Annotated in this window: 13 protein-coding genes; 8 read left to right on the top strand and 5 right to left on the bottom strand. The window is 45.7% G+C overall.

Annotation, left to right across the window (positions count from 1 at the left end; all coding sequences use genetic code 11):
* Positions 1 to 720 precede the first annotated feature (720 nt).
* The 5 genes from A4R26_RS18095 to A4R26_RS18115 all read left to right on the top strand — a co-directional run bounded on the left by A4R26_RS18095 (position 721) and on the right by A4R26_RS18115 (position 10,924).
* Positions 721 to 3,879 carry a SusC/RagA family TonB-linked outer membrane protein gene (locus tag A4R26_RS18095; protein WP_242674941.1) on the top strand — a complete coding sequence of 1,053 codons (3,159 nt, stop codon included), beginning with the start codon at positions 721 to 723 and terminating at the stop codon, positions 3,877 to 3,879.
* A 17-nt stretch (positions 3,880 to 3,896) separates the two neighbouring features.
* Positions 3,897 to 5,342 carry a SusD/RagB family nutrient-binding outer membrane lipoprotein gene (locus A4R26_RS18100; protein ID WP_081165969.1) on the top strand — a complete coding sequence of 482 codons (1,446 nt, stop codon included), beginning with the start codon at positions 3,897 to 3,899 and terminating at the stop codon, positions 5,340 to 5,342.
* Between the two features lie 34 nt (positions 5,343 to 5,376).
* Complete coding sequence (locus tag A4R26_RS18105) at positions 5,377 to 5,874, top strand: hypothetical protein (protein WP_081165972.1); 498 nt, start codon at positions 5,377 to 5,379, stop codon at positions 5,872 to 5,874.
* A 433-nt stretch (positions 5,875 to 6,307) separates the two neighbouring features.
* Positions 6,308 to 9,406, top strand: a complete 3,099-nt coding sequence (locus A4R26_RS18110) for a SusC/RagA family TonB-linked outer membrane protein (protein WP_081165975.1) — start codon at positions 6,308 to 6,310, stop codon at positions 9,404 to 9,406.
* A 39-nt stretch (positions 9,407 to 9,445) separates the two neighbouring features.
* Entirely contained in the window at positions 9,446 to 10,924 is a 1,479-nt protein-coding gene (locus A4R26_RS18115; RefSeq protein WP_165760323.1) for a RagB/SusD family nutrient uptake outer membrane protein, read from the top strand.
* An 84-nt stretch (positions 10,925 to 11,008) separates the two neighbouring features.
* On the opposite strand, the gene A4R26_RS18120 is transcribed toward A4R26_RS18115, so the two are convergent.
* The 5 genes from A4R26_RS18120 to alaS form a co-directional block, all read right to left on the bottom strand.
* The gene (locus A4R26_RS18120; RefSeq protein ID WP_242674942.1) at positions 11,009 to 12,208 is read right to left on the bottom strand and encodes a TlpA family protein disulfide reductase; all 1,200 of its coding nucleotides are present in this window, start codon (positions 12,206 to 12,208) and stop codon (positions 11,009 to 11,011) included.
* Positions 12,209 to 12,229: 21 nt separating this feature from the next.
* Positions 12,230 to 13,678 carry an Asp-tRNA(Asn)/Glu-tRNA(Gln) amidotransferase subunit GatB gene (gene gatB, locus A4R26_RS18125; protein ID WP_081166328.1) on the bottom strand — a complete coding sequence of 483 codons (1,449 nt, stop codon included), beginning with the start codon at positions 13,676 to 13,678 and terminating at the stop codon, positions 12,230 to 12,232.
* 130 nt (positions 13,679 to 13,808) lie between these two features.
* On the bottom strand, positions 13,809 to 14,798 hold the full coding sequence (locus A4R26_RS18130) for a PDZ domain-containing protein (protein WP_081165981.1): 990 nt from the start codon (positions 14,796 to 14,798) through the stop codon (positions 13,809 to 13,811).
* Between the two features lie 261 nt (positions 14,799 to 15,059).
* Complete coding sequence (locus A4R26_RS18135) at positions 15,060 to 16,085, bottom strand: M28 family peptidase (RefSeq protein ID WP_081165984.1); 1,026 nt, start codon at positions 16,083 to 16,085, stop codon at positions 15,060 to 15,062.
* Between the two features lie 8 nt (positions 16,086 to 16,093).
* Positions 16,094 to 18,829 (bottom strand): alanine--tRNA ligase, encoded by a 2,736-nt coding sequence (gene alaS / locus A4R26_RS18140; RefSeq protein WP_081165987.1) that lies wholly within the window; start codon positions 18,827 to 18,829, stop codon positions 16,094 to 16,096.
* Positions 18,830 to 18,966: 137 nt separating this feature from the next.
* Between alaS and A4R26_RS18145 the strand changes: the two genes are divergently transcribed.
* From A4R26_RS18145 to A4R26_RS18155, 3 genes are all read left to right on the top strand, one after another.
* Positions 18,967 to 19,938 (top strand): M23 family metallopeptidase, encoded by a 972-nt coding sequence (locus A4R26_RS18145; RefSeq protein ID WP_242674944.1) that lies wholly within the window; start codon positions 18,967 to 18,969, stop codon positions 19,936 to 19,938.
* Between the two features lie 356 nt (positions 19,939 to 20,294).
* Positions 20,295 to 21,236 (top strand): helix-turn-helix domain-containing protein, encoded by a 942-nt coding sequence (locus A4R26_RS18150; RefSeq protein WP_081165993.1) that lies wholly within the window; start codon positions 20,295 to 20,297, stop codon positions 21,234 to 21,236.
* 200 nt (positions 21,237 to 21,436) lie between these two features.
* Positions 21,437 to 23,569 (top strand): TonB-dependent receptor plug domain-containing protein, encoded by a 2,133-nt coding sequence (locus tag A4R26_RS18155; protein WP_081165996.1) that lies wholly within the window; start codon positions 21,437 to 21,439, stop codon positions 23,567 to 23,569.
* Position 23,570: the final 1 nt, after the last annotated feature.

A 23,570-nucleotide genomic window follows, 5' to 3' on the forward strand; every position in this document is an offset into this window, starting at 1 on the left:
TTATAAGAACAACAATACCAGTCTGAAACTGAACAGGGTAGCGGGCTCTTAATATTACTTTTTAATCTATCTCTTGTTTATTAATATATTCGCGTCCGAATTAAAGCATTTCACTGTATGTATTAATGATATTTCATCTTTGTTACTAAGAGAAATTGGTATAAAGCATTGGTATAATAAATTAGTGCTATATGTGCATGGATGGCTGATTCAAGATAAGAAATTGATTATTTGACTGGTAGAAAAGCAGCACTTATTGTTATTTTATGTTCCTGTTTAGATCAGGACGAGTCACAACCCTATAAATTACTGTTACCAATATAAAAGTACATTTTATGAGAAAATTCCTTTGGCTATACAAACCCCGAATAACTACCGGATATATTAATGGCGGTAGTTTTACTCCTCACATTTCTTTTAATTCAACTTCAACCGCGCGAAAATAAAATAGTTCGGTGTCACTAAAGGTGATAAATGGAGTGAGCCTGTTCATCAAAGGAAGTAGAAGATTGATATTAAACACGTAGGTTTCGGAAAGGCCGCAATGGTACGGCTTAGCGCCGGGTTTTAATCCGGTTAATGCAGCATTCTACCTGTTTTGGTGGACTTGCTCATATACGTAAGCCTGTTTTTTATCATTTATTCCTTTTTCCTGCCAAATCCGTTGCCATTAAATCTGCAGTCCTATGTATTAGTTGTTACACCCAAATTAACAAACAGATGAGAAAAATTCTAATGCTATTATGCGGCATGCTGTTCCTGTATGGACAATTGCTTGCACAATCCAAAACAATTAGCGGGAAGCTAATTGATGACAAAGGCAACCCCGTTCCCAATGCATCAATTACCGTAAAGGGAACATCATTGGGAACTACTTCGAAAGAGGATGGTACTTATTCTCTTAGTATTCCAGCCAATTCCAAAATACTGGTGTTTTCTGCAATAGGCATGGCCGAACAGGAAATAACGATCGGCGACAGAAACACGATCATGGTTACATTATCAAACCAGTTGAATACTTTACAGGAAGTGGTGGTAACCTCATTAGGCATCACCCGTGACAAGCGTTCGCTGGGTTATGCTACCCAAAACCTGAAAGCCGATCAGTTCGTTGATCGCGGACAGGTGAACGTGGTAAGTGCCTTACAGGGTAAAGTGGCAGGTGTAAACATTACCAATGCCAGTGGCGGCGCCGGGTCGTCTGTAAATATCAATATTCGTGGTATATCTTCTTTTACCGGAAGTAATCAACCTTTATTCGTTATTGACGGTGTGCCTATCAGTAATGAGGTAGATAGAACCAATGGCGGTCCACTCGGTACGCTCGGCGATAACCAGCCGCCAAACCGTGCTATGGACATTGATTTGAACAATATTGAATCTATCAATATCCTGAAGGGGCCCGCTGCCTCTGTTCTGTACGGTTCACGGGCTGCTGCAGGCGCAATTATTATCACAACCAAAAAAGGAAGTGGGCAAAAAGGCCGCGCTGAAATTATTGTTTCATCGAACGAAAGCTTTCAAAGAGCTACCGGTTTGCCTGAGGTACAGAACGAATACGGACAAGGTTCAAACGGCGTTTATTCAAACACTACCACTAACTCCTGGGGACCTAAATTCGGTTCTACCCCAACCGTTGCCAATGGTCTTATACAAGACGGGCAAACCATCGCGTATAATCCGTATCCCAATAACATCAAAAACTTCTTTGAGACCGGTATAATTTCCGACAATAATTTCACCATAAACGGTGGCGATGCCAAACAGAATTATACTTTTTCTGCCGGTTACCTGTACCAGAAAGGGATCTTACCCAACACAAGCGTAAAAAGAGCCTCTGTAAAATTTGGCGCCAATACCGTATTGCGCGATAAAATTAAACTGGGCGGCTCGGTTACATTTATGAATACCCTACAGGACGGTGTCCTTGGTGGTAATGGTCAAAGTGCGCTGGGCGTGGTGCATGGCATGCCGCGGAGCATCGACCTGCAGGCTTATAAGCGAGACAAAACCTGGAAAAATCCTGATGGCAGCAATAATTATGGAGTCGCTTCCGTCGAGAACCCTTATTTCGGTGCTTACGAAAATCCATTGAAGAGCAGCCTCTATCGTATAATAGGTATTGCAAATGTCGGGTATGATATCACCTCCTGGTTAAACATTAATTATCGGCTGGGTGTTGACGCCTATACTGATCGCCGCAAACAGTTATTCGCCGTAGGATCGGGCAGGGTACCGGCTGGTCAAACGCTCGATAATCCTATTTATCGTAGTGAAGTAAATGGTGACCTTATCATTACCGCTAAAAAGAATGATCTCTTCAAGGATGTAAATTTTACCGGCTTATTAGGTCAGAATATAAACCAACGGAGATTCCAGAGCGTGCAAATACAAGGCGACAACCTCAGCGTTCCGAATTTTTATAATATCTCAGGCGCGCTTACTTTAACGTCTGGCTCGCAGGAAACCAGCACCCTGCAACGATTGGTAGGTTATTATGCACAGGCATCGTTCGATTATAAGAACTACTTGTTCCTGGAATTAACAGGCCGCGCCGATCAGTCATCTACGCTGCCAACCGATAAGAACCTTTACTTCTACCCTTCAGTAGCTGCAGGTTTTGTATTTACCGATGCATTTGAAATACAGTCAGATGTTATTAGTTATGGTAAAATACGCGCCAGTGCGGCCCGGGTAGGCCGCGATGCGGACCCTTACCTGCTTAAGAGCGTTTATGTAAAAAGTAGTTATGGTAACAACGTGGCTAATTTCAATTTTCCATTGAGCTATACACCCGCTGGTGCTTTTGGGCCAACTACTGTCGCCGGCTTTGGCGCCAGTACCCGTTTGGCCCCCGAAACACCACTGGAGCCTGAGTTTACCACATCTTATGAGGTTGGTTTGAATGCTTCCCTGTTTAAAAACCTCATTACCATTGACGTGGCAGTTTTTGATCAGGTAAGTAAAAACCAGATCATCAACGTGGGACTGGCCCCTTCTACCGGCTACAGCAATGTAACCGCTAACGTAGGTAAAATGACCAATAAGGGTATCGAGGCCCTTGTTACCATTGTTCCGGTAAACACCCGCGACCTTCGTTGGGAAGTTTCGGCCAACTATACAAGGATCAGGAACAAAGTTGTTTCTATTACGCCCGACATTACCAGTTTCCCCATACCCGGTAGTGCATTTACCGGTTCTATTCCTACTATTAAGGAAGGATCGCCATATGGAGTTATCGTTGGAGGCTTAATTACAAAAACCGACGATGGACAGCGCATCATCAACCCGGCAACCGGTACATTCCAGTCTACAGTTGCCAACCAGATCCTGGCCGATCCCAATCCTGATTACCAGATGGGCTTTACCAGCAACCTTAAAGTGAAAAACTTCAGTGTTGCCTTTACATTTGATTTTATTAAGGGCGGACAAATTTTATCCTTTACTGCAGCTGCTTACAAATCGCGCGGCGCTTTGAAGGAAACAGCTAACGGGAGAGACGAACCGCACATTTTACCAGGTGTAATAGCCGATCCCAACAATCCGGGTAAATACCTGCCAAACAATATCCAAATCCCCGCGCAAACCTACTGGCAGGCATTGGGTGGCTTGCAAAGTGAGTTCAACGTATATGATGCTACCACGTTCAGAATGCGTGATATCTCTATTGGATACGATCTGCCCCGCAGCCTGATGGATAAAATGAAGATCAGCAGCGCACGGATAAGCGTATTTGCCAATAACGTATTCTTCATTGCACCCAATGCGTTCTTTGATCCACAGGTTAATACCCAGGGAGCAGGCAATATTCGCGGGCTCGATTTACAAAGTGTGCCTAACGCAAGAACAATTGGCGCTGGTTTGAAAGTATCCTTATAACTTGTAAAATTTCACGTATGAGAAAACTAATTCTGTTTTTATTGATACTGGCTTCGTTCTCATCCTGTAAAAAATACCTCGATGTAAACGAATCTCCCAATAACCCGGTTGCTGTAACACCGGGCGTACTGCTTACAAATACAACAGTTGGTATTGCATTCGCCAATGCCAATGACCTCAACCGGGCTACTTCGTTAATTATGCAGCACATTGCCGGCACTGCCAGCCAGGCTGCTGATTATGACAAATATAAATTGGAAGGTTATTTTGATAATCAGTGGAACCTGGAGCTGTATAACGGCGTTATAAATAACCTGGTAAAGATCATCGATGAGCATGGTGCGGAAAATTCCATCTATAAAGGTATAGCCAAACTGCAAAAGGCTTATGCCATATCTATGTTAACCGACCTGTGGGGCGAAGTGCCTTATTCGCAGGCTGGTTATGGTTTGAAATTCCTGACTCCCCGTTTTGAAAGCCAACAGGATATTTACCTGGGTAACACAGCCGAAGGTATTCAAAGCCTGTTCGACCTGGTAAGAGAAGGGATAGCAGACCTCGACAAAACGCCCAACGTTTTAAAGCCGGGTAAAGATGATATCGTATATGGCGGCGAGGTTGACAAATGGAAACGCATGGGTAATACGTTGTTATTGAAATTTGCTTTGCAGATCAGTAACCGTAATCCGGCTTTGGCCAAAACAATTATCGATGATGTCATTACCGCGAATAACTTTATCAATTCCAACAGCCTCGATTTTGAGGTTCCTTTTGGCGGAAGCGTTGGTAACCAGAACCCATTGTACAGCTTCAACAATGTAAACCGTACTACCGACCAGATGCTGAGCACACGCATGCTGGCCCTTTCAAGAAGCCTGAACGATACGGTGCGCCTGGCTAAATATTTCACCAAAGTGAATGGCGCATTCGTAGCCTATCAAAATGGTAATACCGTGTCAGCGCCTACTGCTGCAAACAGAAGTAAATACAACACGTTCGTTACGGGTTCCAGTGGAGAAGCGCCTGTTAGAATGCTCACTTTTGCACAGGTGAATTTCATACTGGCCGAAAGTGCCCTCATGCTGGGTACGGCCGGTGATGCAAATACATATTATCAGGCGGGTATAAAAGCCAACATGACAAAGGTTGGCATGACCACTACCGAGATAGATACCTATTTCGCTGATAATCCTACAGTGGTAACGCTTACAGGTTCGCAGGAGAATATGCTTAACCAGATCATTACACAAAAATACATTTCATGGATAGGTAATGGTATTGAAGCGTTTAACGACTACCGCAGGACCGGCTATCCGGTACTGACGCTGCCGCTGAATGCAGCCGGGCACAATCCTACTGTTGTTCCTACGCGGTTAACTTATCCAAGTGGTGAATTACAAAGGAACCCCAATACTCCCAACCCAATTACCCGCACAGATGTAAAAGTATGGTGGGCCAAATAACAACAGTGTTGTACTATAAATAAATAATTATAACATGAAATTTAATAAAATACTTTCAGTTGTTGCTGCTGCCCTGGTAATGTGCAGTTGCGAGAAATCCGAAATCGATCCGGCTTTGGATCTGCGCCCTGAGGTACCGGTTATGATTACCAATGCGACGGAGTTTCGCCCCGATCCTACAGTGACCACCTCATTGAGTGGCGACAACAAGATCACGATCACGTTGGCCATCCCTGAAGGCAGCGGCAGGAAAATAGCAGAAATAACCAGAATAGCAGCCAGCACCTCATATACAAAGATCCAATCGGGTGGCTCAACAGGTTTTTATTCGGCAACGCCTATTCCGGTTAATGGAACCAGTTTTACTTATAATACCAGCATTTCCGAATATTTTTCAAAATTTCCGGTAAGTGCGTCTAATCCCGCAGCAAAGGCAAATACCGAATTGGCTTTAAGGCTTTACTTTCTGGTAAAGCTCGACGATGGTACTGAACTGGTATCGATGCCTGTTCGCGTACTGGTGTTGGCATAATCATATCTTGTATTCATTACGCATAGAGCCCCGACGAAGTCGGGGCTTTTTTATTGCTTTAAGTTTTTTGTTCGCTGAACAATGTATACTTTATAATAACTGCATTTAATATCTTTCTCAACCTCCTATCTTTGTGCCCCCTACCGTTAACCAGACCGGATGTACAAATGTGTACTTTATGCGCATTGCTTTTGATCAATAATTTAAAGCAAAGATCAACTGCAATACCTGTTACATCCTTAAACCGTTTCTAAAGAACGTACCCGCTATCTTAAAAAAATCATGACAAGATGCTTTGACTGAAATCATGAAAAGATCATGTAATGGTTATATGAGTTGCTGTTGCAGTACGCTCAGGGTTTAAATGTTCTACTTTGTTATCTGTTGATTACGCTTTTTATACACTGTTAATAACCTGTAAATACTAACTCCGATGAGAAAGTTCCTAATGTCCCTATGGTGCAGCCTATTGCTTCTTTCAGGAGATGTGCTTGCCCAAACCAGAACCCTTACCGGGAAGATCACCGACTCCAATGGCAACCCGGTGCCCAATGCTTCTGTTTTTGTTAAAGGTACCAGGGTAGGTACAGTAACCAATACCGATGGCGGGTATTCATTAAATGTACCTGTTGATGCCAGAACGCTGGTTGTTTCATCAGTAAATATGCACTCCGAAGAGATCAGGATAGGAGTTGCCACTGATTACAGCCTTATCATGAAATCGCTCGATACGAATATGGAAGAGGTGGTAGTGGTAGGTTATAGTACCATTGCAAAAAGGTCATTAACTGGTTCGGTAAGTAAAGTGAGCGGTTCCGCAGTGTCAAATAAACCGGTATTAAGTTTCGATCAGGCGCTTACAGGTAAGGCCGCCGGTGTACAGGTAAACACTTCATCGGGCCTTATAGGCGATAATGTGATCATTCGCATCAGAGGCGGCGCATCGGTTTCTTCGGGTAGCAATCCGTTGATCGTAATGGATGGTGTTCCTTTAACGCAAGGCGACATAGGACCTAATTACAATCCATCAAACGCACTGGCTGAATTAAATCCCAACGATATTGAAAGTATCGAGATCCTAAAAGATGCATCTGCCGCATCCATTTATGGTTCTCGCGGTTCGGCCGGAGTGATTCTTATAACTACCAAAAAAGGAAAAGCCGGGCAGAGCAATCTCAATTATGATAGCTATGTAGGTTTTAACGAGCCTACCCGTAAAATGAAAGTATTGAACGCTACCGATTATATTGCGACCGTTAATAAATTAAGAACCAATGCCAGTTTGCCACTTGCGGCAAACTATGGTGATTTAAATGGCGATGGCAAGGCAGATACGGTAAATACCGACTGGCAGGAAGAGCTTTTTCGCAAAGGACTGGTGCAGAACCATAACCTGGCGGTAAGCGGCGGTTCGCAGAAAGCCACTTATTTCGCTTCACTGAATTATAACGACGTACAAAGTTATATCGAGGCTACAGCACAACAACGGGCATCGGCCCGGCTAAATCTGGCATCGAAGATCACCGATTGGTTACAGGTAGGTGTAAATACACAGTATTCACGCATGAAGACAAACAACCTCGGATCGGGAACGGGTAACTTTTTTGCAGCCATACCTTATGGACCGTTGATGGCCATGCCTAATATTCCGGTGTACGGGCCCGATGGGCAATATTACCCGGGTGTAGGTGGTAACAGCGCCACTTTAAGTTACAGCATTCCCAACCCTGAAGCTGTTACGCACTGGAACTATGAAGATCGCGACGCCCATCGCTTTATTGGTAGTGCGTTTGGTGAAATACAACTGATAAAAGGGCTTAAATTCAAAAGCCAGGTGAACGTAGATCATTCCAACTCCATAACGGATGCTTACTGGAATAAAGAAATTGGTGATGGATTGGGATCGGGCTTGCGGCAAACGATTTATACCGAAGCAAATACCTGGAGTTGGTTCAATACGTTGAATTACCTCCGCCAAATAGGAGCCAACCATGAGCTGAATGTATTGGCCGGTTCAGAATACACCCGACGTACCAGTTCATATATTTACAACTATGGAAGTGGGATCAAAGACCCCGATTTCTTATTGATTGACAAGGCCAATTATGTTGAAGTGGGAACTCAAAACGGTATTGGCGGTATTGACGACGGACTTGCTTCATATTTCGGCTCTGTCAATTATGCATTCAGAAAAAAATACCTTGCTACATTCAATTTCAGGGCCGATGGCGATAGCCGGTTTGGTGAAAACAAACGCTGGGGTTATTTCCCCTCCGGCTCTGTTGCCTGGCGGTTAACTGAAGAAGATTTTATGCGCCCCCTCGCTTATGTAAAAGACATGAAACTGAGGGCCAGCTATGGCGTTTCAGGTAATTCAGAAATTGGCTATTTCCCCTCCATCAGCACTTTTGAGGCCGGCAATTATGCCGATATTTCGATACTTACTTTAAGTAATCCCGGTAACTCAGCCCTGCGTTGGGAACGGCATAAACAATTTGACATAGGAATAGATGCCGTGTTATGGAAGAATACCAGCTTTACGCTTGAGTATTATAACCGTAAGACGATAGATCTAATACTGAATAACCCTGTATTGGCCACGCTGGGTTTCCCCAACAATACTATTAAAGACAATGTGGGTGTATTGCGAAGCCGCGGTATTGAATTTACGGTTGGAACGCCGGTTGTACACAGGAAGAATTTTTTGTGGGATGTTAGCTTCAATTTTGCCTGGAACCAAACAAAAGTGATCTCCACCAACCTGTTTGGCGACGATCTGTATGATAATAACGACGGAACGGCTACTTTCTCCATTGCCAGGCCCGGGGAAGCGTTGGGCGTTTTTTATCTTATGCGCTGGGCGGGTGTGAACCCAGCCAACGGGTTGCCAACTTACATTGATATCAACGGCAATCAAAAGCAGTACGACAGAATATCAAATGCCAATGTGTGGACGATGGTAAAGGACGGTTCGGCTACCACTGCGATAGGCGCTACCGACCGCGTTGTACTGAAAGGCAAAACGCCCTATCCCAAATTTTATGGCGGCTTTATGCAAACCTTCAACTACCTCAGTTTCGACGCCAGCATCGATCTGCAGTATGCATTTGGGTTTTATATTTATAACCAAACCAAATCGTACCTGATGAATTATTCCAACGTCAGGAACAAATCGGACGACGTTTTGGATGCCTGGTCCAAAGCGGGTGATAATACCGATGTACCCCGTTTGCTCTGGGGCGATAATTTCTGGGCCACACAGGCATCGACCCGTTGGCTTGAGAAAGGTGATTTCGTTCGCATTCGTAATGTGCAAGTTGGTTATACCATGCCTAAAACAATTACCAGCAGGCTCAAAGTGAGCAGGATCCGTTTTTATGTGCAGGCCGGTAACGTGTATACATTTACCGGTTACTCAGGAATAGATCCGGAAGCGAACAGCGTTGGTAATACGAATATTGGTTTGGGCATCGATAAAATGCGACCCTATTTGCCTCGTACCTATACAATGGGCGTTAACCTTGGTTTATAAGTATGTTGAATTGCTTTCACAACAAAAATGAAAAAAGTTATGCGATATATATTGTGCGGTTTATTACTCATGACAATAGCAGGCAGCTCGTGTCATAAAAAGGTGCTTGATATAGAGCCTAAAGATCTTTTATCGAGCGACCTGGCATTTTCAACTCCCGAAAAAATTGAAGCGGCTACGATTGCCGCATATGATGGTTTGCAGAACGCAGGTTTTTTATCGGGCCGCGCGCTTATCTATGTCGATCTGCTGGCCGAGGATATTTTGGACCGTAACGGTTTTTTTACCGATTTACCCCGTTACAATTTATTAGCCAATAGTGGTATCGCCGCCAACGTTTGGACGGCCGGTTACAATGCCATAGCGAAGGCCAACAGGGCCATAGCCGGTATTACCGCCAACAGTAGCAAACTTACCCCGGCTAAAGCCAGCGCTTTGATCGCCGAATGCAAATTTGTGAGGGCGGTGGCTAATTTCTACCTGGTGAACTTTTTTGCGCAGCCTTATAATTTTACCGCCGATGCTTCACATGCCGGCATTCCATTGATCACCGAAAGTTTTACGTTCAACGATCCTGGCGCCAATAAGCCAAGGGCGAGCGTAGGTGAAATTTATACATCTGTCATCAGTGACCTTACAGTGGCGCTGGCCGATCTGCCGGTGACGTATTCAGGTTACCCCGACAATGTTTACCATACCAAAACCCGCGGCACCAAAGCCGCAGCTTCTTCATTGTTATCACGTGTATATTTATACAAAGGTGATTATGCCAATGCCGGAAAATACGCCCTCGATGTGATCAAGGGCACATATGGTTCCTTTGCTTTGAATGCTGCAGTTAATGGCGCTTTTGGTGCAGGCAATTACCAAACGAATGAAACTGTATGGTCAATTCCCAACAATGTCGATGATAACCCCAACACCAATAATGCACTGCCGCAACACTACTCTCCGGCGGGCAAGGCCGATCTGATGATATCGCCCACCTTCCTTAACATTGCTACCAATAAATATTTTGCCGCAGACGACAAAAGAAGGACCTTGATCATTTCAGGTACAGGTGCGCTTAGCAGCTTAAGTTTTACCACTAAGTATACCGAGGTGGCTACCCGCGGCGATTGGGCGCCCATAATCAGGTATGCTGAAGTATTGCTTAACTATGCCGAGGCGCAGGCACGTACGGCTTCGGGCGTCGATGCCGATGCTGTTGCCAAACTGAATATTGTACGCGACCGGGCACGTGCAAGTGAACCTGCATACACCACGGGCAGCTTTGCCAATAAAGACGAGCTCATTGCAGCCGTACTGGGAGAACGCCGCATTGAGCTGGCATTCGAAGGGCATCGCTTTTGGGACCTGATGCGGGTTAAGGCAAGTGTTACCAATAAATTCGATGGCGATGGCGTTAGTTTATTGCCAACACAGCCATTCGGCGCTCAAAAGAATATCTTCCCCATTCCGCAGCTGGAAATAGATAAGAGTAAAAAAGTATTGCAGCAGAATCCGGGCTATGAATAAAATGGTTTGTGATCTTAAATTAATAGAAAAGGCCTCCTTTATCCGGGAGGCCTTCGCTTTTTTACAACTTAAAGCACTATGTAGTTATTTCAGAAAAATTGCACTCAGTTTTTTATCCAGCTCTTCACCACGCAGTCCTTCGCCAATTACATTGCCATCGGGGTCAATCAAAACATTGTACGGGATACCGGTGAAACCGAAAACATTTACCGCTTTACTGTCCCAGAAAGCCAGATCGCTGACATGTGTCCATTTTAGCTGATCCTCCTTAATGGCCTGTAACCAGGGTTCTTTCTTTTTATCGAGCGACACACCTAAAATAGTAAAGTTTTTGTTTTTGAACTTGTTAAAAGCTGCCACTACATTGGGATTCTCAACGCGACAGGGCTGACACCAGCTTGCCCAAAAATCAACCAGCACATATTTGCCTCTGAATGCAGCGATGGAAACGTTTTTGCCATTTACATCGGGCAGAACCAGATCCGGCGCTTTCTTGCCTGTCCAGGCATTTTCGAGTTCCTGTTGTTCTTTTATTTTGGCAACCTGTTCTTTGTAGGCATTGTATCGTTTCTTCATTTCGGCCAGGTTTGAATCGCCCACATATTTTTGCGTAAGGTTATTCAGGGCTGTTTCAAATTCGGGCTGCGGTAATGTTTTGGCGGAACGGCCTAAAACGAAAGCGGCTACAACCGGCTGGCTGGCATCGGCCATCATTCTTTTCATATACTCATTCAGCTCTTTGATGGCGGCATTCTTGCGGTTGGTAAAATTGAGGAGGGTACTGTCGGCTGCCCCAATACGTTTCAGGCTATCGAGCTGGCCCATGGTTTGGTCGGCGCTGGCGCTTTTAACATCGTAGGTGAAAATAAAATCCTGCAGCTCACGGCTGGCTACCGAACCTGCTACTGTGTAAAACCTTTCATTGGCCATGTCAATATCAACAGTAATGCTGGGTACATCGTTAACAATGGGCACCATAGGGCCGTCGAGCACCACAATATTGTACATGCCTATATTCTTTGCCGGCCCTTTTAAGGTATACGTTCTTTTATCGGCAGAAACGGTCACTGAATCCAGTTGCACGGGAGGAAGGTCGCCGCCAAAAGGCACTTCATATAACAGCAGGGTTATATTTCCGTTTTTAACAGCTTGCGGATACACACTGGCTACCTTATCCAGGTTGGCGATATTTCCGGTTACTTCCAGCGTTCCTTTTTCTTTTTGGGAACAGGCGCTAACCGTAACCATTAATAACAACAGGAGCCGGTTCTGAATACGTTTCATCTATCTGGTTTTTGTTAATTGTTATTGCAGTTTTTTTAAAAGGATATCGTTGGTAAGTTTTGGATCGGCCTTACCTTTCGATACCTTTTTTACTTCGCCTACGAATAATCCGATCAGTCCTTTCTTTCCCTTTTTATATTCCGCTACTTTGTCGGGCATTTTGTTCAACACTTCCTCTATCCAGGCCGCTACATTGCCTTCGTCTGAATCCTGGATCAGGTTCAGCGCTGAGGCAATTTGTAAAGGTTGTTTGCCGGGTTCTTTCAGCATGGCTGCAAATATTTTGGTAGAAGCTACCGAAAAGTTCACCTGGTTGCTATCGATAAGGGCAATCAGCGATGCTATGGCCTCGGGCCGCACGGGTAAGGCGGTAATTGGCTCACCGGTTTCATTGAGCCACGATTTAATGGGGCCCAGCATCCAGTTGGCGGCTGCTTTGTAATTGGGCGAATGGGCGGTTATCTGTTCAAAGTAAACAGCCAGCTCTTTTTCATCGGTGATAACCCGGGCGTCGTATTCGGGTAATTGTAATTGCTGGGTGTAATGCGCTACGCGTTCTTCGGGTAAAGCGGGAATTGAACTGCGTACTTCCTGCAGCAGGTCATCCGTTACCACAAACGGCGTAAGATCGGGATCGGCAAAATACCGGTAATCGTTGGCGTCTTCTTTGGTTCGAAGGGCAAAGGTGGTGCCATTGCCGGCGTCGAAACTTCGGGTTTGTTGAATTATTTTTTCTCCCGACTCAATAAGGTCTATCAGGCGTTTTGCTTCAAACTCTATGGCGCGTTTTACGTTGCGGATGGAATTGAGGTTCTTCACTTCCACCTTGGTGCCCAGTTTGGTATCGCCTTTTTTGCGTACTGAAATATTGGCGTCGCAACGCATACTGCCTTCCTCCATATTGCCATCGCAGATCTCGAGGTACCGCAACAGCTTTCTCAATTCGGTAAGATAAGCGTATGCCTCATCTCCGCTGTGAATATCGGGTTCCGTTACTATTTCCACCAATGGTACGCCGGCGCGGTTATAATCAACACAGGTGTTTTTATCGTCCACGTCGTGCAGGCTTTTACCGGCATCTTCTTCCATATGGATGCGGTTCAACTGAATATTACGGGTGCCTTCCTGCGTGCGGATGGTAACATAACCGCCCTGGCAAACAGCGGTGGTATGCTGTGAAAGCTGGTAACCTTTGGGAAGATCGGGATAGAAATAGTTCTTACGGGCAAAATAATTATGCCGGGTGATAGCGCAGTTACAGGCCAAACCTATTTTAACTGCATAGGAAATGGCTTTTTTGTTCAGTTTGGGTAAGGTACCGGGGTGCGCCAGCGTAATGGGACTGATATGCGTATTCGGATCGCCTCCAAACGCCGCGCTGTCGCCGCAAAACAACTTACTGTTCGTTAGTAACTGGGCATGCACTTCCAGGCCTACAACAACTTCATATGCATCGTAATTTGTCGACATATTATTCTGATTGCCTAATGATGAAAAATCAGGCAAAAATACCTTATTTCCGGCAATGGATTTTTGATAAAAAAGCCGCTCCGGAATAACCGGAACGGCTCTAATTATAGGGCTGATGTTTGAAAACCGTTTACAGTGTGGCTGTTTTTAGCTTTTTGGGCGTTTTTACTTCAACAGTTTGTGATTTTCCATTGCGGTTGAAGGTTATTTTAACAGCCTGTTTATCCTTTGCTTCCCTTGCAGCATTGGCCAGTTCCCCGGCGGTATTCACTTTTTTGCCATCAAATTCGGTGATAATGTCATCGTCCTTGATGCCGGCTTTATCGGCAGCTGATTCATCGTCAACACTTAATACTTTCACGCCTTTGCCATCTTCGGTGTCCTGTGCTTTTATGCCAAGGCGGGGTTTGGAAGTGCCATAGGAGAAAACACGCGGACCGAAATCGTTATCCTTCCAGTCGAAATTGAAATCGGGCATCTCAAACTGGTGCGGGCTTACATTAAAAGACCCTTTTCTTTTACCGAGAGTGGCTTCGGTTTTCATTTCCTTACCGCTTCTTTCGTAAGTTATTTTGATCTTTTCTTCCGGCTTATGTTTAAGTATTACTTTGGTAAGATCGTTGGGGTCATCGATCACCTCGTCGTTAATTTTTTTGATCACGTCGTTTTCTTTCAATCCGGCTTTTTCAGCACCACTGCCGGGAGTAACTTTTTGAATAATAGCGCCTTTTACATCTTTATCCTTCTCGGTATATACACCCAGAACCGGGCCTTCCCGAAGTAAAAGACGGTTGTCGCCACCAAAGCTCAATGTGCCGCCCTGGCCGCGGAAAGGTGAATGGGGCGTAGTCCATACCTGGCTTTTCTCTTTACGAATGGAAACATTTTCATCGTTGAACTCTTCCAGCGGCTTGCCGTTGACCATAACATCATCACCCTTTATTTCAATGGTGATCCTGGCGTCTTTATCGCCTTTTCTTTTGATAATGAGCTGTTCATTTTCATCGACCTTGCTTTTGTCCTTGTTTTTTTCTTTGTCGTTATCCTGGGCTGCCAGGGGTTGGCACAGTAGCAGGGTAAGGGCTGCCAGTGATGTGCATGAGATCAGGAATCGTTTCATTTTATTGAAGTTTTTTAATAATAATAATTAGACTACGTGAACTTTCGTACATCAAATATAATGAATTAAACGACATACGAAAATTTTCGGAAATGTTAAGATTAGTTGAAAGTTTGCCATAGCCTGCATTGAAAAAATGGTGTTTAATAATTAATGGCGCCTGCGCCTGTCGGGTCGCTTTTTAATCCCTGAAATTCAATCCGGTACTGAGGGCCAAAGCCGGTTTTGTTAAACCTGTTAACCCGTTATCATATAGACGGATCAGTTACTTTTTGGGTTGTCAGAACCGTTGGCCAGGCCGGTAGTTGCGAGGGCGATGGCCTTTACCACTTCAGCCAGGTAATCATAATCGAGTTGTTCCCATTCGTCGTTGAGGGAGTGGTAATATTGATCGTTGGGGGCGCTGGTCATTATGGTGTGGGCCACCATGCCTTTTACGGCAAAAGGGAAATTATCTGATCGGCGGTAAAGATTATCTTCTTGAAAGGGATCGGGCTCGAAATATTTTTTACCGTACTGCGGGCCCCTGTTGTGCAACTGCTTATTTAATATTTTAGCGAGGTTCGACTGGTTGAACCCGGTAATAAAAGGATGCTTGTTTTTACCATTTCTGGGCCGCCCGATCATATCCATATTCACCATGGCGGTAACTACTTTCGGATTGAAGGCTTCGGCCAGTATTCTTGAACCCAGCAGTCCTTCTTCCTCACCTGAAAAAGCAATGAATAAAATGGTACGTTCCCGTTGCGGGTGTTTTGCAAAATATTGAGCGAGGTGAATCAGGGCGCTGATGCCCGATGCATTGTCATTGGCGCCGTTGTAAATGTCATCGCCGTCTTCGGGATTGCCATTCTCTGGCATCTTATGCTGCAGGGTGTGCGACAGCGTACCAATATGATCATAATGAGCGCTGAAGATTACCAGTTCTTTGGCTTTTCTTTTACCCGCCAGTGCGGCCACTACATTAAAGGATTTCATTTTATATGGTTGGGCAAAATTGAACCGGGCTGAAAGCGGAACATCAAACGGCATCAGGTAACCGTCGTTCCCGGCTATAGGCATGGCGCCTGCTTTTTGAAAGGCTTCACTAATTAGCGTGGCTGCGTCTGCGGCCATTTTGGTGCCTGTAAGGCGCCCCTGAAAGCTATCGGCAGCGAGTGTTTGTACCAATGCTTTCAGGGACGAAGGCGTTATAAGAGAATCAATATTTATTGACTGGGCCGAACATATTGAAATTTTCCAGGATAAGAGCGCGATCAGGCATAAGCGCGTATAACAGTTTCGCATGTCCTAATTTACAACAAGCTCTTCACTTTCTCTATCACTTGTTGCAGTTTGCCGGCGTCCTGTCCGCCGGCGGTTGCCAGCGTTTTTTGTCCGCCCCCGCCACCTTTTATAAGGGGGGCAATATGTTCTTTAATGATCTTCCCTGCATCGAGCTGGCGGGCAGCAGCTACGGTATCGGCAACCCCCACAGCCACAAATGGTTTACCGCCAATGTTGGCGCACAATACAACTACGTGATCATTCAGGTGGTGCTTCAGGTCAAAACACAATTTCTTCAATGCGTCGGCATTGCCCACTTCTACAATATCACCCACGAAGGTTACACCGTTGATGATCTCGTCTTTATGCAGCAGTTCATTACGAACGCCAACAAGAATGCGGTTCTCGAGGTGCTCGAGTTTTTTCTTTACGTCGCTGTTCTCTGCAGCCAGGTTTTGAACCGCCTTTAACAGATCGGCCGGGTTTTTCAACTCTTCTTTTACCTGTTGCAACTGCGCTAACTGCTCATTGATATATTGTTCAGCTGCAATGCCGCATATAGCTTCAATACGGCGAACGCCGGCTGCTACCGCCGATTCATGTTTTAATTTGAACATACCCAGTTCGCCGGTAGCGCCCACGTGGGTACCACCGCACAATTCAACCGAGTAGGCGGGGTCGATAACCACCACACGCACCACATCGCCATATTTTTCACCAAAAAGCGCCATGGCGCCCAGTTTCAGGGCTTCTTCCTTTGGCATTTCTTTAATTACTACCGGTATGTTGGCGCGGATCTTCTCGTTTACGATGGCCTCTACTTTTGCTATTTCATCAGCCGTCATTTTGGCGAAATGCGAGAAGTCGAACCGGAGGTATTCATCGTTCACCAATGATCCTTTTTGCGCCACATGGGTGCCCAGCACTTTACGCAAGGCGGCATGCAGCAGGTGGGTGGCAGAGTGGTGTACCGCAGTGCGTGCCCGGCGGCCGGCATCGATACGGGCGTCTACAACACCTGTGATATTGATAGGAAGTTTCTCAACAAAATGAATGATGAGGTCATTTTCTTTTTTAGTGTCAACAACTGCTACTTCTTCGCCTTCAAAAAATAAGGTGCCGGTATCGCCAACCTGCCCGCCGCTTTCGGCATAGAACGGGGTTTTGGTAAGCACCAGCTGGAAAGAGGTTTTCCCTTTGGCGGTCACCTTGCGGTATTTCAGCACTTTTGCTTCAGACCGGGTATGATCGTACCCCACAAAGCTGGTGCTGCCATCTTCGCTCAGTACCATCCAGTCTTCTGCACTTAAGGCCGTAGCGGCGCGGCTGCGGTTTTTCTGCTGTTGCATTTCGGCTTCAAAACCTTTCTCATCAACTTCGAGGTTATTTTCCCTGGCTATTAACCGGGTCAGGTCGATGGGGAAACCGTAGGTGTCGTACAGCTCGAAAGCGGCTGAACCGTTGATGGTCTTGTTCTTTGCGGAAGCAACTATTTCATCGATCTTTTTCAACCCTTTTTCCAGCGTGCGCAGGAAGGCGTCTTCTTCCTCCTTAACCACTTTCACAACAAAATCCTGTTGCTGTTGCAGTTCGGGGAAAACGGATTTGAACTGTTCGGCCAGTACGGGTACCAGTTGATGCAGCAGGGGGTGCTTATAATCGAGATAAGAATAATAATAACGAACCGCGCGGCGCAGAATGCGGCGGATCACATAGCCGGCCCCGGTATTGGAAGGCAATTGTCCGTCGGCAATGGTAAAGCTGATGGCGCGAATATGATCGGCCAGCACGCGGAAGGCTACGGCCTGGTGCCATTCGGCAATGGATGCAGGCGTGGCTTTGGGATCGTATTTTCTGTTGGTGATCTTTTCAATGGCGGCCAGGGTGCCGGTGAAAACATCTGAATCGTAGTTAGATTGTTTTCCCTGCAGTACGCGCACCAGGCGCTCGAAGCCCATTCCCGTATCAACGTGTTTGGCGGGGAGGGGTTCAAGTTTGGTAAGTTCTGTAATCTTTTTAGAACGGAGTTTTTGAGCCGCTTCACCTTTATTCTGTTCCTGCCATTCGGTAAAAGCTTTCAACCCGCCTTTTTCATTGTTCCATATGCGATTGAACTGCATGAATACGTTGTTCCAGATCTCTATCACCTGCGGATGGTCATTATTTACCAGCTGGGCGCCGCTAACCTCTTTTCTCTCTTCATCAGAGCGGCAGTCGACGTGGATCTCGGAGCATGGGCCACATGGGCCGGTATCGCCCATTTCCCAGAAGTTGTCTTTTTTATTTCCCGGCAGAATGCGGTCAGGAGCTACCAGTTTGGCCCATTCATTATAAGCCTCTTCGTCTTTAGCCAGGTTTTCATCTTTATCTCCTTCAAAATAAGTCACATATAACCTGTCCTTAGGTATTTTATATACCACTGTAAGCAGTTCCCAGCTCCAGGCAATGGCTTCCTTTTTAAAATAGTCGCCAAAGCTCCAGTTGCCCAGCATTTCAAACATGGTATGGTGGTAGGTATCAACGCCTACTTCTTCGAGGTCGTTGTGTTTACCGCTTACCCGCAAGCATTTTTGGGTGTCGGCCACCCGGGGAAAAGGGGCTTTTTTATTACCGAGGAAGAAGTCTTTGAACTGGTTCATGCCCGCATTGGTGAATAACAGAGTAGGGTCATTCTTAACCACAATGGGGGCCGATGGAACGATTTCATGGCCTTTACTTCGGAAAAATTCCATGAAATGCTGTCGTATTTCTGCGCTGGTCATCATAAAACGGAACGATCTTTGATAAAATTGACACTTAAGCCTTTATATTTGTAAATGTTACCGTTTGAGGCAACGGCTGCAAAGGTAACTTAATTCGGTCTGTTTTGCTGAAAAGCAACCTTGGTAATCGGCTTGTATCCATGAAGAAAATCAAGTACTACTACAATACCAATACTCTCCGATATGAAAAACTGGAGACCCCTCTGCACGTAAAGCTGCTGCGGGTGCTCGGCTTTATATCGGCCGCTATTGTTACCTCTATAATTATCGTTTCCATCGCTTACCGGTATTTTCCCTCTACAAAGGAGAAGGCATTGATGCAGTACAATGAGCAACTGCAGGAGCGCTATTGGGTGCTCGATGAGCAGGTGGCCAAAATGCAGCAGCGCATGATCCAGCTCGAAGAGCGCGATAATGATATTTACCGCACCATTTTCGAGGCCAATCCCATTCCCGACAGTATGCGGGCGAAAGACCTGGCCCAGCAAAAGGAATTGGAAATGGTGGCCAGCATGACCAATTATGAGCTGGAAAACAGCATAGTACATTCTCTTCGCAACCTGGAGAACCGCATGGTGGCCCAGGAAAAATCATATGTTGAAATAACCGGATTTATCAAGAACAAGGAGCAACTGCTTGCCTGTACGCCGGCCATTCAGCCGGTTAGCAACAGCGACCTCAAACGGGTGGCTTCGGGTTTCGGTTACCGCATCGACCCGGTTTATAAAACGGTGAAGTTCCACGGCGGCCTCGATTTTGCCGCTCCGCAGGGAACGCCTATTTATGCCACAGCCAACGGCGCGGTTAAAACAGCCGGCAACCTCGGCAATGGCTATGGTAACCACGTGGTGGTGAACCATGGTTATGGTTACGAAACCCTCTATGGCCACATGTACCGCATAAAAGTAAAACCCGGCGAACGTATCAAACGCGGGGAGATCATCGGCTGGGTAGGCAGTACCGGAAAATCAACAGGCCCGCACTGCCATTACGAGGTACATAAGAACGGCCGACACCTCGATCCCGTTTACTTCTTCTACAACGATCTTTCACCCGAACAATTTGACCGACTGCTGAAGATGTCATCTTCAAGCAACCAGAGCTTTGATTAAAATGATAACGTGATAATATGCTAATGTGATAATGGAATACAGGAGCAAATTACCGGTTGTCAAGTCGTATCTCGCAATATTTCGGTTGCCGGGTTCACAGTTTTTTGCAAACTGCAGTTTTAACCAGTTTCACCATTGACAGTTTTAAATGTTATTCGAACAATTTTAATGTCAGCCATGTTATTGGCTACCGGTTTGTCTGTTGTCTGAATAAGCAACTGGTTTTCAGTCGCTGGTGGTTTGTTTTTTATTAACCATTCACCATTGACCATTGACCGATTCTGACAGTTTCATGACCTCCGGGCCAATAAAGCTTTGGGAAATTTAACGTTGTAAATGTAAATTTGCGCACTAATATGTATAATCCGCCTGATATACTTTCACTGGCTTACAAACAACCGATCATGCACGATCAGTTGCAGATGTTGCAGGAAAAAGAGCAACAAATGCCTGGTTCGGTTCAGTATGCCATTAAAAGATACCGGAAACATCAGCAATGGAACATTGAGGATACCGGGGTGTTGGCTTATCATTACAAAAAGGCGGCGCCGCAAGAGAATTATGTGGAACTGCGTTTTTGTATTTCGGGTAATATGTATTGTAACCAGAAGGATGTCGAATGCGACAATTGCAAACTGACTACCTCAAAGTCCTGTGCAGAAAGAGTTGAAAGCATAGATGTAATGAGTTTCCGGTTCTCGGCTGTGCACCTGTCGCAGTTTGTAAAACCGGGCAAGCTGAAAACCATTACCGACGAAGTGCTGCAGTTTGTACACCCTTCATCGTTTTCAAAGATCCTTCCTTTATGCGGCCGTACCCGCCAGGTGCTGGAAGCATTACTTACACATACCTATACAGACAGCCTTGAAAATATCTTTATCAATGCCCAAACCCAGATGTTGTTGTTATACAGCCTGGAATGTATGTTAGGCGATGATAAAGAGATCGAGTCGTTCCAGTGCAAGTTCCTGGCCAACGAAGCCGATCGCGAAAAGATCGTAAGGGCCCGCGAAATATTATTACAACACATTGGTGAGCCTATCACCATCAAGGAACTGAGCCGCAAGGTAGCCATCAATGAATGCTATCTGAAAAAGGGCTTCAAGGAACTGTACGGTACTACCATCTTCGACTTCTACCAGAGCCAGCGCATGGAACATGCCAGGTATTTATTATATGAGAAAGGGTTAACCGTAACCGAAGTATCCATGATGCTGGGCTATTCTTCCATTTCACATTTCTCAACCGCGTTTAAAAAACAAACCGGTCTGAAGCCTTGTGAGCTGTTATTACATTAATTAAGCTGATCCTCCGTTTAATTATCGAATTATCACATTAGCTAATTGGCTTCACTCTTCCGCATTGCGTAAATCAATTTCCTTATTTTGTAACTACCACTTGGCGACTGTTCAATAGTTTTGCATCACTCCACATTATGGCAGGCTGACCCGCGCCGGCTTTTCCTGTATTCATTAATCTCATTATTCATCAGTACAATATGCTGAAACAGCTATATTATATTGTACCAGCAATGTTTTGCTGTTACCTGAAAGCTACGGCTCAACTAACGACGCCGGATACTGCTTCCCGGGAGTCGCTGGAGGAAGTGGTGGTAACAGCCACCCGTACCCCACGCACGGTAAACAATGTTCCTGTGCCGGTTACGGTTATCGGTCAGAACAGGATCGAACGCATTGGCGCATTGCGGTTGAATGAGGTGTTGATGGAACAGGTGGGGCTGCAGATCATAACCGATCATGGCACCGGTATACAATTACAGGGATTAAGCGCCGATTATATATTAATTCTTATTGATGGGGAACCGGTTATTGGCAGAACCGCCGGAACCCTCGATCTTACCCGGCTGGCGGTTGGCAACATACAACGTATTGAAATTGTAAAAGGCCCATCTTCATCCCTGTATGGCAGTGAGGCCATGGGCGGCGTTATTAATATTATCACTAAAAAAATGCCTTCGGCATTGACCGGGCAGGTTCGCGCCCGGGCCCGCAGATACAATACCGTTGATCTTACCGCTGAAGCGGGCAAACAAAACAACAACTGGGGCTGGTACCTGTTCGCCAACCGGCTTTCAACCGATGGTTATTATACAACCGATAGTATTTCAAAAGCAATACCCGCTTATGCCGCTTTGACGCTCAACCCCAAACTGCATTTTAAATTAAGCCGCAGTGTTGAACTAACGCTCAATACGCGGTTCTATATTGAAGAACAAAAGAACAACCAGGGAGTACAGGAAACTACTGGATTGCATATGCTGAAAGAACGCAGCCGCAATACCGATATCAATATTTCACCGGTGCTTACCTTCAAACCCAGTGACCAATACCGGTTACAGGTACGTAATTATATTACAGCCTATCGTACCAAAACAACCATCGATTACCAGCCGGAGAATAAATTATACGATGAAAGTTTCTTCAGGCAGTTGTTCAACCGGTCTGAAGTGCAGTACGATCATACTTTTTCGGGGGTGCATACAGGCACATTGGGGATAGGTAATATAATAGAGACGGTTGAAGCTACCCGGTACGATGACGGTAATAAACTCTCCCAACAGTATATTTTCGGGCAGCACCAGTGGATGCCCTCGAAACAGTTCAATATGGTTGCCGGTTTCCGGTACGACCGGCATAACCAATACAGCGACAGGTTTAGTCCAAAGCTTGCGTTGCGATGGAATATAAATAGCAAAGTATCGGTACAGGCGTCAGCAGGCGGCGGTTATAAGGCGCCCGATTTCCGCCAGCTCCTGTTGAACTTTACCAACCCCCTGGCCGGTTACAGCGTATTCGGCACAAGCGTAGTGGCTGCCGGTATTGCCCGCCTGCAACAGGAAGGACAGCTAAGCAGTATATACGTTGAACCAGCTGCCATTCAGAATATAAAAGCTGAACGTTCCGTGGCGTTTAACGTAAGCGTGAGGTACGATCTGTTCAAAAACGTCAATGCACAGCTTAACCTGTTCCGCAATAATATCAATGATCTCATCGACACAAGACCCATTGCGCTGAAAACAAACGGGCAGAATGTATTCAGTTATTTCAATTACAACAAGGTTTTTACACAGGGGCTCGAATTTCAGGCCAGCTATTCGCTGCCTTTCGGATTACAGCTGTCAGCGGCTTATCAGTACCTCGATGCCAAGGATGTAACGGTTTGGGATAATGTAAAAGCGGGGACCGTGTACTATCGCGATCAGGCAACCAATGTAGATAAGAAAGTAAAACGCCGGAATTATGGCGGACTGTACAACCGCTCGAAGCATTCAGGAAATATCAAGCTCCTGTATGATAACAACCGCTACGATTTCAATGTGTCGCTGCGCGGCATCTATCGCGGAAAATTTGGGTTTGGGGGCGATGTGAACAGCAATGCCATTCTCGACGACCCGGCGGAATATGCCGATGGGTACACCGTCTGGAATCTTTCTGCCCAAAAATTCATAAAAAAAATAACGATTGAAGCCGGCGTAAATAATCTGTTCAGGGCAACCAGCACCTATGACGCGGGGTTGGCCGGAAGGCAGTGGTATGTGGGCGCGGCTTTTCGGTTTGTAAAGAGCGACCGCCGGTATATAAATCAGCAAGCAACGAACAACAATTTATAAA

Source organism: Niastella populi, from assembly GCF_002078015.1.
GTDB classification, from domain to species: Bacteria; Bacteroidota; Bacteroidia; order Chitinophagales; family Chitinophagaceae; genus Niastella; species Niastella populi.